We start from the raw sequence: 19682 nt of genomic DNA on the forward strand, positions 1-19682 counted from the left end.
GTGGGCGGCGTCAGATGTGTATGAGAGACAGGGCGGGGGGCGGGGAGCCGGCGGCGCACCGCGGCCGAGGCCACGGACGTGCGCATCCGCTCGCCGGTGGCGTCGATCCAGTCGAACCCGTCGACCAGGCGGCGGTTGGCCTCGACGGCGCTGTCGCGGAGCCGGGTCGGCAGCAGGAACGCCTGGATCCGCCGGCCGAGCGAGGCGGAGCGGGCGACGGAGCGGCGCACCATGTCGGTGTCCTCGCGCAGTGCCTCGACGGGCTCGGCCTGGCGGGCGTAGCGGGCCCGTTCGACGGCACCGACGAGGTGGTCGAGGAGCTGCTGGTCGTCGTCCTCGAGGGAGGCGGCGGTGGCGAGCCGACGACCGGTGACGCGCGGGGTGGCGGCCGGGTCCCAGGCGTGGCCGGCGTCGCGCGCGGACTCGCGCAGGTCGGCCCAGGCGGCCTCGGCCAGCGCGCCGGGATCGTCGCCGGCCCGGCGCCAGCGCAGCTCGCGTGCGACGCGGGCGGCCACCGACGGCGTCGCGAAGAACGCCGCCAGCGCCAGCGCCCCCAGCACGATCAGCGGCCATTGCGACGGCGGCTCCTGGTTGCCGGACGCCGCGCCGCCGCCGAGCTGGTCGTCGCGCGGGATGGACGGGGCGGTGTTCGACGGCGACGGCGCCGGGCCGCTCGGGTTGGGGTCGGGCACCGGCGCGTTCTGGCTCGGGACGACCGTCCAGTCGGGCGCGATGCCCGTGATCGCGGCCGGGGTGGGCTCGAACCGGACCCAGCCGGACCCCTCGAAGTACAGCTCCGGCCAGGCGTGGGAGTCGTGGGAGCGGACGAGGTACGTCCCGTTGCCCTGGTAGTCACCAGCGGTGAAGCCGACCGCGACCCGCGCCGGGATGCCCAGGTAGCGGGCCATGATGGCCATCGTGGCGGCGAACTGCTCGCAGTAACCGGTCCGTTCGGTCAGGAAGTCGACGAGCGCGTCGGCGGTGTGGCCGGACGTCGACTCGATGTCGTACGTGAAGTCGCCCTCGGGGCCGCGGAACCACTGCTGGAGCGCGGCCGCCCGGCTGAAGTCGTCGGTGGCGCCCTCGGTGACCTCGTCGGCGAGTTCGGTGACCAGCGAGGGGAGCTCGTCGGGCAGCTCGAGCATCGCGTCGACGTCGTCATTGGGCGGGCCGGCGTTGCGCAGCGCCTCGACGCTCGGCTCGACGACCAGGCTCTGCACGTTGTACGAGCGGGCGCGGACGTCGTCGCCATCGGCCACGACGTCCAGGGTCGGCGCGTGGTAGCGCCAGTCGCCGTCGATGTCGATGTGCTGCGCCGGGTAGGGGAGCGGCAGCCAGCTGGAGCTGAAGTCGTCGGTGACCCTGATGTCGTAGTCGGCGACCGGCCAGTCGGCCTCGACGAGGCCCTGCGGCCACGGCATCCCGGAGTCGACGGAGTCGGGCACCGGCCGGTCGGAGGTCTTCCACTCCTCGCCGTCGAACACGTCGAGCGTGACGATGCGGATGTAGGTGGCCTGGTCCTCGGGGGAGCTGTAGCGCAGGACCTCGACGTTCTCGCGGCGCTGCAGGTTGCGCTGCAGGTCGATGATCGGGTTGTCCGTCCGGATGGTCTGCCCGCCACCCCCGCCGCCACCGCGGCCCGGCCCCAGCACGCCCTCGGTGAGCACCGGCGCGAGGCCGGGAACCGCGACCGCCACCGCCAGCGCCACCGCGCCGACCCGGCGGCCGTTGCGGGCCAGCGAGTCGGTCTCGGGGATGCCGCTGCGCCGCGCCGACGGACTGGCCGACCGGCCCCACGCCGCCACCCGGGTCCGTCCCTCGGACACCAGCAGCGCGAGGAACCCGGCCGCCGGCGGCAGGAACCACCACCAGTCCAGCCCGGTGGTCATGACCGACGCCGCGACGCCGTAGCAGGCGGCCAGCGGCACGCCGGCCAGCGGGACCCGGCGCAGCCAGACGGCGAGCGCGTCGACCATCAGCGCCACCAGGCCGGTGCCGCCGACCAGCAGCATGAGGATGCCGCGCGGCACCGGGATCGGGGCGATGTACGTCGAGGTGACGTCTATGCCCTCCCAGAACACGTCGACCAGCCGGGTGGCCCAGTCGGTGGTGGGGATGAAGCCGAACAGGGCGACGTCGTTGGCCACCAGCACGCCGAGCCACAGCACCACGATCGCCAGCTGCGCGACCGGCACCAGCAGCGCCGGCACGCCGAGCTTGCGAAGCACGTAGCCGGTGCCGGCGACCAGCGCGACCACGATGGCGGCCGGCACGATCCAGTCGTCGGCCTGCGTGATCGCGAACAGCGGCAGCACGGACAGCCAGGCCGCCACCGCCCCGATGATGGTCAAGCGGCCGTGTGCACTCAGCGACGACATCAACGCGCCTCTCGTCCGCTCGAGGCACCGGCCGGCGCCGGCGCCGGTGCCTGCACGGCGGGCCGCTGCAGCCCGAGTCGCTCCCACAGCGATGCCAGGTGCTCACCCCGCTTGGCGACGATGACGTTCCAGCCGGCGCTGCGCAGCACCTGGGCGGCGGCGGTGAGCCGCACCTGCTCGCGGCTGTTCTCGCCCAGCGACGTCCAGGACATGACGTCGAGGACGACGGCCAGCGCGGCCGTGGAGCCCTGCCGCAGCCCGGCGACGACACGGGCCTCCTGCTCGCTGAGCCGGCCGAACACGCCGACCAGCAGGCCGGTGGCGGCCTCGGCGCCGCTGAGGAGGTCGGGCCAGCGGCCGACGGACGCGTCGCGCTGCGGCTGGACGACGGCGAGCGCGTCGAGCAGCGACACCTTGGCGTCGCCGGGGCCGCTGGCGGGGTCGTGCCAGTTGGTGGAGACGGCGCTGCCGTGGTCGGTGGCCAGCCGGACGGCGTAGCCGCGCTCGGCCAAGTGGACGCCGATGGACGCCGCGGCGGTGACGCTCCACTCCAGCGAGGAGTCGATGCCCTCGCCGGTGTGGCCGGACGTCCGGGTGTCGAGCAGGATGGTGGCGCGGCTCTGCCAGGGCTGCTCCTCGCGCCGGACCATCAGCTCGCCGTGGTGGGCGGTGGCCCGCCAATGCACGCGGCGCATGTCGTCGCCGATGCGGTAGGCGCGGATCGTCGCGTCCTCCTCGCCCGCGGCGGCGATGGCCCGCGGCCGGCTCTCGCCGCTGCCGCTCCACTCGCCGACCAGCCGCACCGGCGGCAGCTGGTGCACCGTCGGGGTGACGATGAGCGTGCCGAAGTCGCTGAACGCGCGCCTGAGCTCGACCATGCCGAACGGGTCGGTGACCCGCACCGTCAGCGGGCCGACCTTGTACCGTCCGCGCACGACCGGGTCGATGGCATAGGTGACGTCGCGCCGGAACCGCGACCACACGTGGTCGAGGACGAACCGCGGCCGGGCGCCGAGCGTGAACGGGATGCTGTCCTCGACCAGCAGCACGCCGGTCGGGATGCGCGCGGAGTTGGCCAGCCGCAGGTGCACCGTCGCCCGCTCGCCGACGGAGACCCGTGGCGGCTCGATGGACCGCGACGCCGCCAGCCGCACCCGGCTGCGCAGCGCGACGACCAGGCTGATGGCCGGGACGACGGCCAGCAGCAGCCCGACGCGGAGCACGTCGCGCTGCCCGGCCAGGACGGCGGCGACGATGGCGCCGCCGCCGACCGCCAGGAAGGCCCAGCCGCGGCGGGTGAGCCCGGACAGCGCGTCGTTCATAGAAGGCCCTACCGGGCCGGTTCGGGCTGCGGGATGCGCTGGACGAGGTCGGCGACGATGCTCGTGGAGTCGCGGCGGCCGATCTGCGCCTCGGCCGTCGGCAGCAGCCGGTGGCCGAGCACCGGAGCGGCGAGCGCCTGGATGTCGTCGGGCAGCACGTACTCGCGCCCCTCGAGGCCGGCCCACGCCTTGGCCGCCCGGATGAGGTGCAGCGTCGCCCGCGGCGACGCGCCCAGCCGGAGGTCGGGCGACGTGCGGGTGGCGGTGGTCAGGGCGACGGCGTACTCCTTGATCGGGTCGGCGACGTACACGCCCCGGACCAGCCGGACCAGCTTGTGCACGTGCGCGGCGTCGGTGACCGGCTCGAGCGGGTCGAGGGCGCTGGTCGAGCCGTGGGTGTCGATCATTTCGATCTCGTGCCGCGGCGATGGGTAGCCCATGGACAGCCGCATCATGAAGCGGTCGCGCTGCGCCTCGGGGAGGGGGTACGTCCCCTCCATCTCGATGGGGTTCTGGGTGGCGACCACCATGAACGGCGCCTCGAGCTGGTAGGTGGTGCCGTCGACGGTGACCTGGCGCTCCTCCATGCACTCCAGCAGCGCCGACTGCGTCTTCGGCGAGGCGCGGTTGATCTCGTCACCGACGACGATGTTCGCGAACACGCCGCCCGGCTTGAACTCGAACTCGCGGGTCTCCTGGTTGAACACCGAGACGCCGGTGACGTCGCTGGGCATGAGGTCGGGCGTGAACTGGATGCGGCGCACCGAGCAGTCGATGGCGCGGGCGACCGACTTGGCCAGCATGGTCTTGCCGACACCCGGGACGTCCTCGATGAGGATGTGGCCCTCGGCCAGCAGCACGGTGAGGGCCAGCTTGATGACCTCGGGCTTCCCCTCGATCACCGAGCCGATGGCGGCCTGGATGCGGGCCGCGGTGTCCGCGAGGTCGCTCAGCGCCAGTTCCGGCACGAGATCGTTGGGCCCCTGCTGTTGATGACGGCCCGGGTTGAACGGCTCAGGCACGTTTCCTCCTTCGATCCCCGACCTCGTCGGCGTGACGTGCCTCGGCCGATCGCGGAATTCCGCTTTCCAGTCTGCAGTGTGCGACGTCCGACCCGCCCCGCAGGTTCCGACCGGCCCCGGCTTTCGCTTACCCGCAGAGCCTATGTCCACTCCCTATGCACGCGCATCCATCCGAAGCGGACATTCGCCGATCGCCCGCTGGTGGGAGCGCCTGTCGGACGGACGGGGGTTGGCGTTCCGCAGGCCGCGAACTGAGGGGGACGGGGCGAGTCTGGGCACACCTCCATGCGCACGGGCGCGGCCCCGGTTCCACGGTCGGGCTCGTCGTCGCCTGGTCCCATGATCATCAAGGATCCGCCACACCATGACGTGGTCGATCCTTGATGATCACGCCTGCCGGATGTCGACGTCGGCGGCCGCCGCCGCCGGCCTGCGCCGCTTCCGTTGCCACGGCGCTCCACCACTTTCCTCCACCGCGGCGCCCCGATGACCACCGCACGTCGCTGACCAGGCATGACGCCGGGCCCCTCAGGCCCGGGCGGGCGCTGCCCGGGCCGACGGGCCGGCCGCACCCCCGCTCCGTCTGATGGTCGCTCCACCACGGCCCACCAGGCCGTCCAGCGTCGTCCGCTGGCCCTTGCCGGCAAGCCTCTGACCAGCGCGGACGTGCTCTCCGCCGGTCCCAGCGCCGCGTCCGGCCGCCGTCACCCGGCGACGGCCGGGCGGAGCGTGGTGGGGCGAGGAGGGGCTGAATGTGGTTGCAAGTGGGGGAGAGTGGAGTAGAGTGGCGGGCAATGGAGGAAGAGTGGTCCGGGGTGGCGGTCAATGGAACGTCCGGTGACGGTCGCGGCGGACAGCGGGGAGGTGGGCCGTGTTCCTCGGTACCCACACGCCCCGGCTGGACGACAAGGGGCGGCTCATCCTCCCGGCGAAGTTCCGGGACGAACTGGCGGAGGGCGTCGTGATCACACGAGGGCAGGAGCGCTGTCTCTACGTGTGGCCGCGTACCGAGTTCCTCCGGTTCACCGAGCAGTTGCGCGCCGCCCCCATCACGCACAAGGGCACGCGCGACTTCGCTCGCATGCTGGCTGCGGGGGCCAGCGACGAGGTCCCGGACAAGCAGGGCCGCATCACCATCCCGCCGGGTCTGCGCACGTACGCGGGCCTGGAGCGTGAGTGCACCGTCGTCGGTGCCATGACACGGGTGGAGATCTGGTCCGAGCAGGCCTGGGAGACGTACCAGGCGGAGAAGGAACCGATGTTCGCCGACATCTCGGAGGAGGTGCTGCCCGGCATCTTCTGACCGCCGTCGCGTGGAACGCACGACGAGGTCTCCGGCCGCTCAACCGCTTGACACACCTTCCCCGGTGCCAAGCGGCCAGAGCTGGCAAGCAAGCCCGAGCGGGCGGGGACCTGGTCGTACGAACAGCGAACGGCACAACAGGCAACGACGAGAGACGCGGGGGTGTCGATGACTGAGCAGGGGGCGCACGTCCCAGTGCTGCTCGACCGCGTCGTCGAGCTCCTGGCGCCCGCGCTGGAGGACGAGCGGCGTGTTGTGGTCGATGCCACGCTGGGTCTCGGCGGGCACGCCGAGGCCCTGTTGCGCCGCAGTTCGACGGCCCACCTGGTGGGCCTCGACCGCGACCGCGAGGCGCTGGCCCGGGCCACCGAGCGGCTGGCGCCGTTCGGCGACCGGTTCACCGGCGTGCACGCGGTCTACGACCGGATCGCCGACGTCTTGGCGGGCCTCGGCATCCGGCGCGTGCATGGCGTCCTGTTCGACCTGGGGGTCTCCTCCCTCCAGCTGGACGAGGCCCAGCGCGGCTTCGCCTACGCCCAGGACGCGCCGCTGGACATGCGGATGGACCAGTCCACCGGCATCACCGCGGCCGAGGTGCTCAACACCTACGCCGCGGCCGACCTCACCCGCATCCTGCGCCGCTACGGCGAGGAGCGGTTCGCGTCGCGCATCGCGGCGGCGGTCGTGCGGGAGCGGAAGCGGGCGCCGTTCGACACCAGCGCCCGGCTGGTCGAGCTGATCCGCGACGCCATTCCCGCGCCGGCCCGGCGCACCGGAGGCAACCCGGCCAAGCGGACGTTCCAGGCGCTGCGCATCGAGGTCAACGGCGAGCTGGAGGCGCTCGAGCGGGCGCTGCCGGCGGCCATCGACGCGCTCGCCGTCGGGGGCCGCATCGTCGTGCTCTCGTACCACTCGTTGGAAGACCGCATCGTCAAGCAGCTGTTCGCGGCGCGGACGACCAGCTCCGCGCCGCCCGGACTGCCGGTCGAGCTGCCGGAGCACCGGCCCGAGCTGCGGCTGCTGACCCGGTCCGAACCGCCCACGAACGAGGAGATCGCCGCCAACCCGCGCGCACAGTCGGCCCGGCTGCGCGCCGTCGAGCGGATCAGGGAGGGGGCGTCGACTGCGGCCCGCCGCGAGGCGTCAGGGGGAGAAGCATGAGTGCCGCCGAACGCGTCTACGCACCCGTCGCCGCGCCGCGACGTCCGGCGCTGCGCAGTGTGCCGCCGCGCGCCTCCCGCGCGCCCCGCGCCCCGTTCGTCGTGCTGGTCCTGCTGGTGCTCGGCATCGGCCTGATCGGCCTGCTGGTCCTCAACACCGCGCTGCAGCAGGGCGCGTTCGAGCTGGGCGAGCTGCAGTCGACCACCGACGAGCTGCGTGACCGGCAGACCGACCTCGCCGACCGCGTCGCCGCCCGCAGCGCACCGGACGCGCTGGCCGATCAGGCGACCCGGATGGGCATGGTCCCGGCCGAGGAGGCGCCCACGTTCCTGGAGCTGCCCGGCTCCTCGTCCGCCGACGCCGGTGGTGCTGACTGATGCCGCCCAAGCGCCGGGACGGCAGGGGACAGGCCGGACGAGGTGCGGCCGGACGAGGAGCCGCGGCGGGCGCAGGACGGGGCAAGGCGGCGGGCCGCGCCGCGCGGCCGGCGCCCAAGCCGGCCCCGAAGCCGGCCCGCAAGACCGCCGCGAAGGCCGCGGCGAAGCCGGCCCGCAAGACCGCCGCGCCGCGGGCGCGCAAGAGCGCTCCCACGTCGTCGCGTGCCGGTGCCGTGCCGACGCCGCCCCGGGCGCCCAAGGCGACCAGAGCATCGCGGCCGGCCAAGCCGGCCAAGCCGCCGAAGGCGCCCAAGCGCCCCAAGCCGCCGAGGCAGCCGCGCACGGTCCGGCTGGCCGACCCGCGCAAGCGGCTGCGTGTGAGCCTGGTCGGCGTGTGCGTGGTCCTGTCGTTGTTCGGCGGCCGCCTGATCCAGCTGCAGGGTATCGACGCGTCCACGTACACCGCCGTCGCCGACCGCATCGGCCTGAAGACGGTCGCGGTGCGGGCCGACCGCGGCGCCATCGTCGACCGTGACGGTGAGCCGCTGGCCAGCACCGTCGAGGCGTACGACGTCGTCGTCGACCAGACGCAGGTGGCGAACCCGGCCGCCTACGCGCTGCAGTTGGAGGCCATCCTCGGCAGCCCCGCCGCCGACCTGCAGCGCGACCTCACCGGGTCCGACCGGTACGTCGTCGTCGCGCGCGGGGTACCGGGGGCGACCTGGCGGGAGATCCGGGCACTCGGCCTGGCCGGGTTCACCGCGGAGACCGCCGCCGCCCGCGACTACCCGGCGGGCACCGTCGCCGGCAACGTCGTCGGGTTCCTCGGCACCGACGGCATGGGCCTCACCGGGCTCGAGCAGTCGATGGACCAGACTCTGGCCGGCGTCGACGGCGAGGCGACCTACCAGTTCAGCCCGGGCGGCATCCGCATCCCGAACAGCTCGGCGAATCACGTCAGCCAGCCGGTGGCCGGCACCGGGCTGCGGCTGACGCTGGACAGCGACGTGCAGTGGCACACCGAGCAGGTGCTCGCCGAGGCGGTCGCGAACGCCGGCGCGGCCGACGGTGTCGCCGTCGTCATGGACGTCGACACGCAGGAGATCGTCGCGCTGGCCGCCACGCCCGCGTTCGACCCCAGCGACCCGAGCAAGACGGAGGCCACCGACCGCGGCAGCGCCGCCGTCGAGGACGCCTACGAGCCGGGCTCGGTGTTCAAGCCGATCACCATGTCGGCCGTCGTCGACCAGGGGCTGGCCGACCACACCACCACCTTCTCGGTGCCCGACAACATCCGGCGCGGCGGCGAGACCATCCACGACTACTACAGCCACGGCGAGGACCAGATGACGCTGGCCGGCATCGTGGCGAAGTCGAGCAACGTCGGCACCGTCCTCGCCGCCGAGACGCTGGACAAGGACGTCTACCACGACTACCTCCAGCGGTTCGGGTTCGGCACGGCACCGGACCTCGGGCTGCCCGGCGAGACCGGCGGCCGGCTGCCGTCCGGCGACGACTTCACCGACCTGACCCGCGACAACGTCGCGTTCGGCCAGGGCATCTCGGTCAGCGCCGTGCAGATGGCGTCGGCGTACGCCACCATCGCCAACGGCGGCGTGCGGGTCGACCCGCGGCTGGTCGCGGCGACCGTCGACGCCGACGGGCGCGAGACGCCGGTGGAGCCCTCGGCGCCGGAGCGAGTGATCAGCGAGGAGACCGCCGCCGAGGTCACGACGATGATGGAGGCCGTCATGGGCGAGGGCGGCACCGGCAAGCCCGCGCTGGTCGACGGCTACCGCGTCGCCGGCAAGACCGGTACCGCGCAGCGGGTCGACCCCGAGTGCGGCTGTTACGCCGACTACAACTCCTCGTTCATGGGCTTCGCGCCGGCCGACGACCCGCAGTACGTCGTCGTCGTCTCGCTGTTCGACCCGCAGAACGGCAATTCCGGCAGTGCGCTGGCCGGTCCGGCCTTCGCGGACATCATGCGCTTCGCCCTCGAGCAGGGCGGCGTGGCGCCGACCGGCACAGAGGCGCCGCAGGTGCCACTCTTCGCCGACTGACCGAGTAGATTGCTCTGTCGTGCCCGACCGCCCAGGATTGCGACCCCGCCACGTCACGCCGTTGCCGCTGACGGCGCTCGACGCCGCCGCGCCGGCGGACGTGCAGGTGACGGGCGTCACGCACGACTCGCGGCAGGTCCGGCCCGGTGACCTCTACATGGCGCTGCCCGGCGCGGTGACGCACGGCGCGCGGTTCGCGGCGGCTGCGGCGGCGGCCGGCGCGGTGGCGATCATGACCGACGACGAAGGCGTGGCGCTGGCCGCCGACGTCGCGATCCCGGTGCTGCGGCTGGACGACCCGCGCTCGCGGCTCGGCGAGATCGCCGCCGCCGTCTACGGGCACCCGGCGCGCGACCTCCTGATGCTCGGCGTCACCGGCACCAACGGCAAGACCACGACGACGTACCTGCTGGAGTCCGGGCTGCGCGCCGCCGGGCACACCACCGGGCTGATCGGCACCGTCGAGACCAGGGTCGGCGACGAACGGGTCGCCAGCGTCCGCACCACCCCCGAGGCCACCGACGTGCACGCGCTGCTCGCCGTCATGCGCGAGCGCGGCGTCACGGCGTGCGCCATGGAGGTGTCCAGCCACGCCATGGTGTTCGGGCGGGTCGACGGCGTGGTGTTCGACGTCGCCGGATTCACCAACCTTAGCCAGGACCACCTCGACTTCCACACCGACCTGGACGACTACTTCGCCGCGAAGGCCCGGCTGTTCACGCCGGAGCACGCCCGCCGCGCCGTCGTCGTGGTCGGGGACGAGTACGGCCGCCGGCTGGCCGCGTCGACGCCGCTGCCGGTGGTGACGGTGGCGCCGCCGCACGTGGCGGCCGACGCCGACTGGCGCGTCGACTGCTACGGCGACCGTGCGACGCTGGCCGGTGCCGACGGCGACAAGCTCGAGCTGCGGGTCCCGATACCGGGCGAGTTCAACGTCAGCAACGCCGCGCTGGCGGTGACGATGCTGCTGCAGGCCGGCGTCGACGCCGCCACGGCGGCCGACGGCGTCGCGGCCTGCCCGGGTGTGCCGGGCCGGATGGAGCGGGTCGCCGGTCCCCGCGGCGCTCCCGCGGGCGTCGTCGACTTCGCGCACACGCCGGACGCCATCGAGAACGTCTTACACGCGCTGCACCCGCGCGGACGCCTGATCGTCGTCGTGGGTGCCGGCGGCGACCGCGACCGCGAGAAGCGTCCGCTCATGGGGGCGGCCGCCGCGCGCGACGCGGACGTCGTGGTCGTCACCGACGACAATCCCCGCTCCGAGGACGCGGCCGCCATCCGGGCCGCGGTCGTCGCCGGCGCCAGGTCGGTGCCGGACGCGGAGCGGGCGGGGGAGATCCTCGAGGTGGGGGACCGTCGTGAGGCCGTCCGCGCTGCGCTGCGCAGCGCGCGCGGTCCCGACGACACCGTCGTCATCCTCGGCAAAGGGCATGAACAAGGGCAGGAGATCGCAGGCGTCGTGCATCCATTCGACGATCGAGACGTGCTCCGCGAGGAGCTGGTGCGGTGGAGTGAGGAGTTCCAGGCTTGATCCCGCTCACCTTGGCCGAGGTCGCCTCGGCCACCGGCGGCCGGCTGGACGCCGTCGCCGACCCCGCCGTCCGGGTGACCGGCCCGGTGGTCACCGACTCCCGTGAGCTCGAGCCCGGGGGGCTGTTCGTCGCACGGCGGGGAGAGGCGCAGGACGGGCACGACTTCGCCTCCGCCGCCATCGATGCCGGCGCCGTGGCGGTGCTGGCCGCGCGGCCGGTCGGCGTGCCGGCGGTCGTCGTCGACGACACCGAGGTCGCGTTCGGCCGGCTGGCCCGCGCCGTCCTCGACAAGCTGAATTCCGGCCTCGGCGGAGAAGCGAACCTCGACCGGTTGCCGCAGGTGACCGTCGTCGGCGTCACCGGGTCGTCCGGCAAGACGACGACGAAGGACCTGCTGGCACAGGTGCTCGAGCCGCTCGGGCCGCTGGTCGCGCCGCCCGGCTCGTACAACAGCGAGGTCGGCGTGCCGCTGACGGTGCTGCGCATCGACGAGTCGACGCGGACGCTCGTGGTCGAGATGGGCGCGCGCCGGCCGGGGCACATCGCCTACCTGTGCGGCATCGCGCCTCCTCGGGTGGGCCTCGTCCTCAACGTCGGCAGCGCGCACCTCGGTGAGTTCGGCGACCGCGAGACCATCGCGCGGACCAAGGCCGAGCTGGTCGAGGCGCTGCCGCCGGCGGCTGAGGGCGGCGTCGCGGTCCTGAACGCCGACGACCAGGTCGTGCGCCGGATGGCCGAGCGGACTGAGGCGCAGGTCGTCATGGTCGGCGAGTCCGTCCACGCCGACGTCCGCGCCGAGGACGTCGCCCTCGACGCCGCCGGCCGCGCGTCGTTCCGGCTGGTGACCACCGACGGCGAGGCCCGCGTGTCGCTGCGGCTGGTCGGCGAGCACCAGGTGTCGAACGCGCTGGCCGTCGCCGGTGCCGCGTTGTCGCTGGGTGTGCCGCTGGACGAGGTCGCGTCGCGGTTGTCGGCGGCGCTGCCGCGGTCGCGGTGGCGCATGGAGGTCACCGAGCGGCCCGACGGCGTCACCGTCGTCAACGACGCCTACAACGCCAACCCCGAGTCGATGCGCGCGGCGCTGAAGACGCTGGCGTCGCTGCGGCCGGCTGGCAGCGGCCGGACGTGGGCGGTGCTCGGCGAGATGCTCGAGCTGGGGGAGTCGTCGATCGCCGAGCACGACGCCATCGGGCGGCTCGCCGTCCGGCTGAACGTGTCGCGGCTGGTGGCGGTCGGCGACGGCGCCCGCGCGATCCACCAGGGCGCGTCGCTGGAGGGGTCGTGGGACGGCGAGTCGGTCTGGGTGCCCGACGTCGACGCCGCGTTGGAGTTGCTCCGCGCCGAGCTGCGGCCCGGCGACGTCGTCCTGGTCAAGTCGTCTCGTGATGCCGGCCTGCGGTTCCTCGGCGAACGGCTGGTGGAGGACAAGTGATCTCGATCCTCACGGCCGGCGTCGTCGGCCTCGTGGCGTCGATCCTGGGCACCCCGTTGGCGATCCGCTGGCTGGTCAAGCGCGGCTACGGCCAGCTGATCCGCGACGACGGCCCCACCAGCCACCACACCAAGCGCGGCACGCCCACCATGGGCGGCGCCGTCATCATCATCGCGGCGGTGCTCGCGTACTTCGTCGCGCACCTGGTCCGGCCGTCGCCGCCGACGGTGTCCGGCCTGCTCGTGCTGCTCCTGGTCGTCGGGCTGGGCATCGTCGGGTTCCTCGACGACTGGATCAAGATCTCCAAGCAGCGCAGCCTCGGCCTGCGCAGCCGGGCCAAGATGGCCGGGCAGATCGCCGTCGCCGTCGTGTTCGCGATCCTGGCGATCAACTTCCCGGACGAGCAGGGCTACGCGCCCGCCTCACAGGCGCTGTCGGTGCTGCGGGACACGCCGTGGGTGCTGCCGGCGGCCGTGTTCGTGCTGTGGGCGCTGTTCCTCATCTCCGGGTTCTCCAACGCCGTGAACCTCACCGACGGGCTGGACGGCCTGGCCACCGGCGCCGCGGTCATGGTGTTCGGCGCGTACACGCTGATCGGCGTCTGGCAGCTCAACCAGAGCTGCGGCGTCGCGCCCGGCCCCAGCTGCTACGAGGTGCGCGACCCGCTCGACCTCGCGGTCGTCTCGGCGGCGCTGGTCGGGGCCTGTTTCGGGTTCCTGTGGTGGAACGCGGCGCCGGCGAAGATCTTCATGGGCGACACCGGGTCGCTGGCGCTCGGCGGCGGCCTGGCCGGCCTGGCCATCACGACGCGCACCGAGCTGCTGCTGATCGTGCTGGGCGGGCTGTTCGTCGTCATCACGCTGTCGGTGATGCTGCAGGTCGGGTGGTTCAAGATCTCCGGCGGGAAGCGGCTGTTCCGGATGGCGCCGCTGCAGCACCACTTCGAGCTCAAGGGCTGGGGCGAGGTGACCATCGTCATCCGGTTCTGGATCATTGCCGGTATGTTCGTGGTGCTCGGGCTCGGCCTGTTCTACGCCGAATGGGTGGCGACGGCGTGATCGGTGGGTCGCCGTCCTGGCTGAAGGAGGCGCAGCGCGACAGCCCGTGGCCGGAGCTGCGGGTCACCGTCGCCGGGTTCGGCGTGTCCGGGTACGCGGCCGCCGACACGCTGATCCAGCTGGGCGCCCAGGTGACCGTGCTGGAGGACCGCGACGGCCCGGCCGAGCAGGAGCGCGCGACGATCCTGCGCATCCTCGGCGCCCGCATCGAGCTGGGCCCGGGGTCGACGGCGTCGTTGCCGGCCGGGACGCAGCTGGTCGTGACGTCGCCGGGGTGGAAGCCGTCGGCGCCGCTGCTGGCCGCGGCCGCCGCGGCCGGCGTGCCGATCTGGGGCGAGGTCGAGCTGGCCTGGCGGATCCGTGACCCCGCGACCCCCTGGCTGGTGCTGACCGGCACCAACGGCAAGACGACCACGGTGCGGATGCTGACGTCGATGCTGCGTGCGTCCGGGCTGCGCGCCGTTGCCGCGGGGAACGTCGGCGACCCGATCGTGTCGGCCGTCATGGACCCCGGCGGCCACGACGTCATCGCCGTCGAGCTGTCCAGCTACCAGCTGCACTGGACGTACTCCATGGCGGCGCGGTCGGCCGCCGTGCTGAACGTCGCGCCGGACCACGTCGACTGGCACGGCTCGATGGAGGCGTACACCGCGGACAAAGCGCGTATCTATTCGGGCGTCGAGACCGCCTGCGTGTACAACGTCGCCGACCCCGTCACCGAGCAGATGGTCCGCGACGCCGACGTGCGCGAGGGGGCGCGGGCGATCGGGTTCACGCTGGGCATCCCGTCGGTCGGCATGGTCGGCGTCGTCGACGAGTTCCTGGTCGACCGCGCGTTCATCGCGGAGCGCCAGACGTCGGCCGCTGAGCTGGCGGCGGTGGCCGACGTGCGGCCTGCGGCGCCGCACAACGTGGCGAACGCGCTGGCGGCCGCTGCGCTGGCCCGCTCGATCGGGGTGCCGCCGGTCGCCGTCCGCGACGGCCTGCGCGGCTTCGCCCCCGACCCGCACCGCATCGCCACCGTCGCCGTCGTCGACGGCGTCACCTACGTCGACGACTCCAAGGCGACCAACCCGCACGCCGCGGCCGCGTCGCTTGCGGCGTACGACTCGGTGGTCTGGATCGCGGGCGGGCTGGCCAAGGGAGCGTCGTTCTCGGAGCTCGTCCCCGCCGTGCGGGATCGCCTGCGCGGGGTCGTCCTGCTCGGCGCCGATCGCGCCGTCATCGCCGAAGCGCTCGCACGACACGCACCGGATGTACCGGTTGTCGACGTTCCGGACACCGACAATGAGGCCATGGACCGCATCGTGGCCGCCGCCGCCGGGCTCGCCCGTCCGGGCGACACCGTGCTGCTGGCGCCGGCGTGCGCGTCCATGGACATGTTCGCCAACTACGCGGCCCGGGGCGACGCCTTCGCTGATGCGGTGCGACGCTTGCCTGGTGGCCGCGCGACGCCGTGAGCACGGTCGACGAGCACACACCGGCCGCCGCCGACGCGAAGCCGATGCGCACGGCGGCGGCCGAGTCGCTGCGCCGGCTGCTGCAGCGGCCACTGGCCTCGTACTACCTGGTGCTCGGGTCGGCCGGCCTGCTGCTCGTGCTCGGCATGGTCATGGTGTTCTCCGCGTCCAGCGTCATGTCGCGGGTGCAGTTCGGCTACCCGTACTACTTCTTCGCCCGTCAGCTGGCCTGGGTGATCGTGGCGCTGCCGTTCGCCTGGATCGCGTCGCGGATGCCGGCCCGGCTGATCCGCCGGTTCGGGCTGCCGATGCTGGTGGCGGCGGCGATGCTCCTGACGCTGACGTTCGTCCCCGGCCTCGGCGTGACCCGCGGCGGCAACACGAACTGGCTCGACCTCGGCGGCCCGTTCCTCATCCAGCCGTCGGAGCCGGCGAAACTGGCTCTGATCATCTGGGGCGCCGGCATGTTCGCCTTGAAGGGCCGGCTGCTGGCGCAGTGGAAGCACCTGATGATCCCGTTCATCCCGGTCTCGGGCGCCGTCGTCGCACTGACGATCGGTCAGCACGACCTCGGCACGGCGCTCGTGCTCATGGCGATCGTGCTGACGCTGCTGTGGGTGGTCGGCGTGCCGACGTGGCTGTTCGGGCTGGCGCTCGGTGTGGTGGGTGTGGTGGGGGCGTACTTCGTGACGGCCTCGGAGAACCGCATGTCGCGCGTCGTCAGCTTCCTCGACCCGTTCTCGGACTTCTCCGGCACTGGCTATCAAGCGGCCAACTCGATCTACGCGTTCGCCACCGGTGGCTGGTGGGGGAGCGGACTCGGCGCGAGCCGGCTCAAGTGGGGCCAGCTGCCCGAGGCGCACACCGACTTCATCTTCTCCATCCTCGGCGAGGAGCTCGGGCTGCCCGGAGCGCTGATGGTGCTCGGGCTGTTCTTCACGCTCGGGTTCGCCGGCATCCGCATCGCCATGCGCACCACTGACACGTTCACCCGCCTGGCGGCGGCCGGCATCACCGGTTGGCTGATCGTCCAGGCGATCATCAACCTCGGCAGTGTCCTCGTCGTCTTCCCGGTCATCGGCGTGCCGCTGCCGCTGGTGTCGTACGGTGGCGCCTCCATGGTCGTCGTCATCGTCGCGGTCGGGATCCTGATGGCGCTGGCCAAGGAGGAGCCCGGCGCCCGCGAAGCATTGGCGGCCCGCAAGCAGGCGCGGCGCGAGCGCCGCCGGTCGAGGAGGGCCCACGCATGAGCACGCGGCTCCCAAGCAGGAGGATGTGCGGGTGAAGGTCGTCCTGGCCGGCGGTGGTACCGCCGGGCACATCGAACCTGCCCTGGCAACGGCCGAGGCGGTGGTTCGTGCCGATCCGGAGGCGCAGGTCACGTTGCTCGGGACCGAGCGCGGGCTGGAGGTCCGGCTGGTCCCGGAGCGCGGCTACGAGCTGGCGCTGATCCCGCCGGTCCCGTTGCCCCGCCGGCCGACGCCCGACCTCCTGCGACTGCCCCTGCGGGTCCGCGCCGCCGTCCGCCGGACCACCGAGGTCCTGCGGTCGCACCATGCGGACGTGCTGGTCGGCTTCGGCGGTTACGTCGCGCTGCCCGCGTACATGGCGGCGCGCCGGCTGGGCGTGCCGATCGTCGTGCATGAGGCGAACGCCAAGCCGGGCCTGGCCAACCGGGTGGGCGCCCGGTTCACCTCCTTCGTCGGGGTCGCCTCACCCGGCATCGATCTTCCACATGCCGAGCACGTCGGCATTCCTCTGCGCCGATCGATCGCGCTCCTCGATCGCGACACCTCCCGCGCCGAGGGCCGCGCCTTCTTCGGCCTCGACCCGTCGCTGCCCACGCTGCTCGTCTTCGGCGGCAGCCAAGGCGCGCGGCGGATCAACGAGGCGACGGCCGGTGCCCTTCCCGCCCTGCTCGACGCCGGGTTCCAGGTATTGCACGCCGTCGGGCAGGGCAACGTGGATGCCGCCGCCGAGGCTGCCGCCGCCAGCGGGATCGCCGCGGCCGTGGGTCCGCGTCCCCGGTACGTCCCGGTGCCTTACATCGACCGCATGGACCTCGCCTACGCCGCCGCCGACCTCGCCGTCTGCCGAGCCGGCGCGATCACCTGCGCCGAGCTGGCCGCCGTCGGGTTGCCGGCCGTCTACGTCCCGCTGCCGCACGGCAACGGCGAGCAGCGCTTCAACGCCCTGCCCACCGTCTCCGCCGGCGGCGGAGTGCTCGTCCCCGACGGGGAGTTGAACCTGGAGCGGCTGGCCGCCGAGGTGATTCCGCTCCTGGGCGATCGGGCTCGGTTGGACGCGATGGGTGCCGCAGCGGTTACTCTCGGTCGGCGCGACGCCGACGATCGCCTGGTCGACATGGTGCGGCGCGCGGCTGCACAGAAGAGCGTCGGAGGTTGACCACGTGATCGTCTCGCCACCGGAGCGGACCGTGCCCGCGGAGAAGCTGGGCCGGGTCCACTTCGTCGGCATCGGCGGTGCGGGCATGAGCGGCATCGCCCGCATCCTGCTGGCCCGCGGCGTCCCGGTGTCGGGCAGCGACGCCAAGGACTCCGGCGTGCTCGCCGGCCTCCGGGCGCTCGGTGCCGAGGTGCACGTCGGCCACGCCGCCTCCAACGTCGGCCTCGCCGAGACCGTCGTCGTCTCGACCGCGATCCGCGAGAACAACCCCGAGGTCGTCGAGGCGAAGGAACGCGCCCTGCCGATCCTGCCCCGGGCCGCCGCGCTGGCATCGGTGATGGCCGGCCGGCGGGCGATCGCCGTCGCCGGGACCCACGGCAAGACCACGACCACCTCCATGATCACGGTCGCGCTGCAGCACTGTGGCGCCGACCCGTCGTTCGCCATCGGTGGCAGCCTGAACGAGTCGGGCGCCAACGCCCACGACGGCAGCGGCGACATCTTCGTCGCCGAGGCCGACGAGAGCGACGCGTCCTTCCTGGCCTACGAGCCCGAGGTGGCGATCGTCACCAACGTCGAAGCCGATCACCTCGACTTCTACGGCACCCCCGAGGCCTACGAGGCGGCCTTCGACGCGTTCGTCGACTGCGTGACCGGCTTCCTCGTCGTCTGCGCCGACGACCCCGGCGCTAGAGCCTTGGGTGAGAGGGCAGCTGGAAGGGGGGTCGTGGTGCACACGTTCGGTGAGTCGCGCCACGCCGACGTGCGGGTGACCGCCCTGGACATCGCCGGGCCGGGTGCGTCGTTCGAGCTGGTCGCCCGCGGCCGCCGGCTGGAGCGGATCCAGCTGCAGCTGCCAGGCAAGCACAACGCGCTGAACGCGGCCGCGGCCTTCACCGCGGCGCTCGGCATGGGCTTCCCGGCGGGCGACGTGCTCGACGGTCTGGCCGGCTACACCGGAACCCGGCGCCGGTTCGAGCTCAAGGGCGTGGCCGGAGGCGTCCGCGTCTACGACGAGTACTCCCACCACCCGACCGAGGTGGCCGCCGCACTGGCCGCCGCCCGCGGCGTGGCCGGACCCGGCCGCGTGGTCGTGGTGTTCCAGCCGCACCTGTTCAGCCGCACCCGGATCTTCGCCTCGGAGTTCGGCACCGCCCTGGGCGCCGCCGACGAAGTCATCATCATGGACGTCTACGCCGCCCGTGAGGACCCCGAGCCCGGTGTCACCGGGGCACTGGTGGCCGCATCGGTGCCGCTTCCGCCGTCGCACGTGGTGTTCGAACAGTCGTGGTCGGCGGTGCCGGAGCTGGCGGCGTCGCGGGCCGAGCCCGGCGACATCCTGCTCACCGTCGGCGCCGGCGACGTCACGCTGATCGGCCCCGAAGTGCTCGACGTGTTGGAGGCGCGGTCGCGATGAGCCTCGCGTCGCGGTCGCCCAGCGCCCAGCTCTTCGCGGCGCGGGCCCGGCGACAGCGGCTGCGGCGGCTGCTCGGCCTGCTGCTAGCCCTGCTCGGTGTCGCTGTGGTGTCCGGTCTGGTGTGGTTGGTCGGCTGGTCAAGTGTGCTCTCCGTGAAATCGGTGTCGGTCGAGGGTGTTCCGTCGCCGCTGACGGATGAGGTGCTGTCGTTGGCCGAGGCACCCATGGACACGCCGTTGGCCAGGGTCGATACCGGTGCCGTCGCCGACCGGGTGAGCGAGCTGCCCGAGGCCGCGTCCGTCGACGTCAGGCGCTCCTGGCCGTCGACGCTGACCATCGACGTCACGCCGCGGGTCCCGGTGGCCGCGGTGTCCGCCGACGGCTCGTGGTGGAGCGTCGACGAGACCGGCGCCCTCTTCGGTGCCGCCGACTCCCGGCCGGACGACCTGCCTGTGTTGACCGCTCCCGGCGACGACTCCTCCTCGGACGTCGACGACGCCGTGCGCGCGGCCGGCGTCACCGTCCTGACTGGCCTGCCCACGTCGCTGTACGACCTGGTCGACACTGTCGAGGCGCACTCGGAGGCGGACATCCGGCTCGAGCTCACCGACGGTGCGGTGGTCCGTTGGGGCACCGCCGACGACATCGACCGCAAGGCCGAGGTTCTGCTGGCGCTGATCGGCGCCCAGGAGGAGGCGCCGTCGTCGTACGATGTGTCCGCGCCGGAGCACCCCGCCGTGAACCCCTGACC

At 73.2% G+C, this 19682-nt stretch carries 15 protein-coding genes; 12 read left to right on the forward strand and 3 right to left on the reverse strand.

The genetic code is table 11. The features are described from left to right. From E1262_RS11715 to E1262_RS11725, 3 genes are all read right to left on the reverse strand, one after another. Positions 1 to 2351 (reverse strand): transglutaminase TgpA family protein (locus E1262_RS11715; protein WP_132103320.1); only part of this gene is annotated, 2351 nt, incomplete at its 3' end. 26 nt (positions 2352 to 2377) lie between these two features. Then, complete coding sequence (locus E1262_RS11720; protein WP_132103321.1) at positions 2378 to 3700, reverse strand: DUF58 domain-containing protein; 1323 nt, start codon at positions 3698 to 3700, stop codon at positions 2378 to 2380. Positions 3701 to 3708: 8 nt separating this feature from the next. After that, positions 3709 to 4668 carry an AAA family ATPase gene (locus tag E1262_RS11725; RefSeq protein ID WP_132103425.1) on the reverse strand — a complete coding sequence of 320 codons (960 nt, stop codon included), beginning with the start codon at positions 4666 to 4668 and terminating at the stop codon, positions 3709 to 3711. Between the two features lie 925 nt (positions 4669 to 5593). Between E1262_RS11725 and mraZ the strand changes: the two genes are divergently transcribed. From mraZ to E1262_RS11785, 12 genes are all read left to right on the forward strand, one after another. Next, positions 5594 to 6025, forward strand: a complete 432-nt coding sequence (mraZ, locus tag E1262_RS11730) for a division/cell wall cluster transcriptional repressor MraZ (RefSeq protein ID WP_132103322.1) — start codon at positions 5594 to 5596, stop codon at positions 6023 to 6025. A 168-nt stretch (positions 6026 to 6193) separates the two neighbouring features. Further along, on the forward strand, positions 6194 to 7186 hold the full coding sequence (gene rsmH, locus E1262_RS11735; RefSeq protein ID WP_132103323.1) for a 16S rRNA (cytosine(1402)-N(4))-methyltransferase RsmH: 993 nt from the start codon (positions 6194 to 6196) through the stop codon (positions 7184 to 7186). Next, positions 7183 to 7563, forward strand: a complete 381-nt coding sequence (gene ftsL / locus E1262_RS11740) for a cell division protein FtsL (protein ID WP_132103324.1) — start codon at positions 7183 to 7185, stop codon at positions 7561 to 7563. The genes rsmH and ftsL overlap by 4 nt, the downstream gene beginning before the upstream one ends. Further along, positions 7563 to 9626: a peptidoglycan D,D-transpeptidase FtsI family protein gene (locus tag E1262_RS11745; protein ID WP_132103325.1), complete on the forward strand. Its 2064-nt coding sequence runs from the start codon at positions 7563 to 7565 to the stop codon at positions 9624 to 9626. The genes ftsL and E1262_RS11745 overlap by 1 nt, the downstream gene beginning before the upstream one ends. A gap of 19 nt (positions 9627 to 9645) precedes the next feature. Further along, positions 9646 to 11157, forward strand: a complete 1512-nt coding sequence (locus E1262_RS11750; protein WP_132103326.1) for a UDP-N-acetylmuramoyl-L-alanyl-D-glutamate--2,6-diaminopimelate ligase — start codon at positions 9646 to 9648, stop codon at positions 11155 to 11157. Continuing rightward, positions 11154 to 12590: a UDP-N-acetylmuramoyl-tripeptide--D-alanyl-D-alanine ligase gene (locus E1262_RS11755; RefSeq protein ID WP_132103327.1), complete on the forward strand. Its 1437-nt coding sequence runs from the start codon at positions 11154 to 11156 to the stop codon at positions 12588 to 12590. Before E1262_RS11750 ends, E1262_RS11755 begins: the two co-directional genes overlap by 4 nt. Further along, positions 12587 to 13648 (forward strand): phospho-N-acetylmuramoyl-pentapeptide-transferase, encoded by a 1062-nt coding sequence (mraY, locus tag E1262_RS11760; protein WP_132103328.1) that lies wholly within the window; start codon positions 12587 to 12589, stop codon positions 13646 to 13648. Before E1262_RS11755 ends, mraY begins: the two co-directional genes overlap by 4 nt. After that, the gene (murD, locus tag E1262_RS11765) at positions 13630 to 15108 is read left to right on the forward strand and encodes a UDP-N-acetylmuramoyl-L-alanine--D-glutamate ligase (protein WP_132103329.1); all 1479 of its coding nucleotides are present in this window, start codon (positions 13630 to 13632) and stop codon (positions 15106 to 15108) included. Before mraY ends, murD begins: the two co-directional genes overlap by 19 nt. Continuing rightward, entirely contained in the window at positions 15105 to 16358 is a 1254-nt protein-coding gene (gene ftsW, locus E1262_RS11770) for a putative lipid II flippase FtsW (protein ID WP_132103330.1), read from the forward strand. Before murD ends, ftsW begins: the two co-directional genes overlap by 4 nt. Before the next feature lie 31 nt (positions 16359 to 16389). Beyond that, entirely contained in the window at positions 16390 to 17514 is a 1125-nt protein-coding gene (gene murG, locus E1262_RS11775; protein WP_132103331.1) for an undecaprenyldiphospho-muramoylpentapeptide beta-N-acetylglucosaminyltransferase, read from the forward strand. Positions 17515 to 17518: 4 nt separating this feature from the next. Then, complete coding sequence (gene murC / locus E1262_RS11780) at positions 17519 to 18931, forward strand: UDP-N-acetylmuramate--L-alanine ligase (protein ID WP_132103332.1); 1413 nt, start codon at positions 17519 to 17521, stop codon at positions 18929 to 18931. After that, positions 18928 to 19680, forward strand: a complete 753-nt coding sequence (locus tag E1262_RS11785; RefSeq protein ID WP_132103333.1) for a cell division protein FtsQ/DivIB — start codon at positions 18928 to 18930, stop codon at positions 19678 to 19680. The genes murC and E1262_RS11785 overlap by 4 nt, the downstream gene beginning before the upstream one ends. Positions 19681 to 19682 lie beyond the last annotated feature (2 nt).

Origin of the sequence: Jiangella aurantiaca, from assembly GCF_004349105.1 — a bacterium.
GTDB lineage: Bacteria > Actinomycetota > Actinomycetes > Jiangellales > Jiangellaceae > Jiangella > Jiangella aurantiaca.

Coding starts and splice junctions, on each gene's coding strand:
- ftsL (WP_132103324.1), top strand. CDS start 7,183: ATGAGTGCCGCCGAACGCGTCTACGCACCCGTCGCCGCGCCGCGACGT.
- E1262_RS11745 (WP_132103325.1), top strand. CDS start 7,563: ATGCCGCCCAAGCGCCGGGACGGCAGGGGACAGGCCGGACGAGGTGCG.
- rsmH (WP_132103323.1), top strand. CDS start 6,194: ATGACTGAGCAGGGGGCGCACGTCCCAGTGCTGCTCGACCGCGTCGTC.
- E1262_RS11785 (WP_132103333.1), top strand. CDS start 18,928: ATGAGCCTCGCGTCGCGGTCGCCCAGCGCCCAGCTCTTCGCGGCGCGG.
- E1262_RS11720 (WP_132103321.1), bottom strand. CDS start 3,700: ATGAACGACGCGCTGTCCGGGCTCACCCGCCGCGGCTGGGCCTTCCTG.
- murD (WP_132103329.1), top strand. CDS start 13,630: ATGGGTGGCGACGGCGTGATCGGTGGGTCGCCGTCCTGGCTGAAGGAG.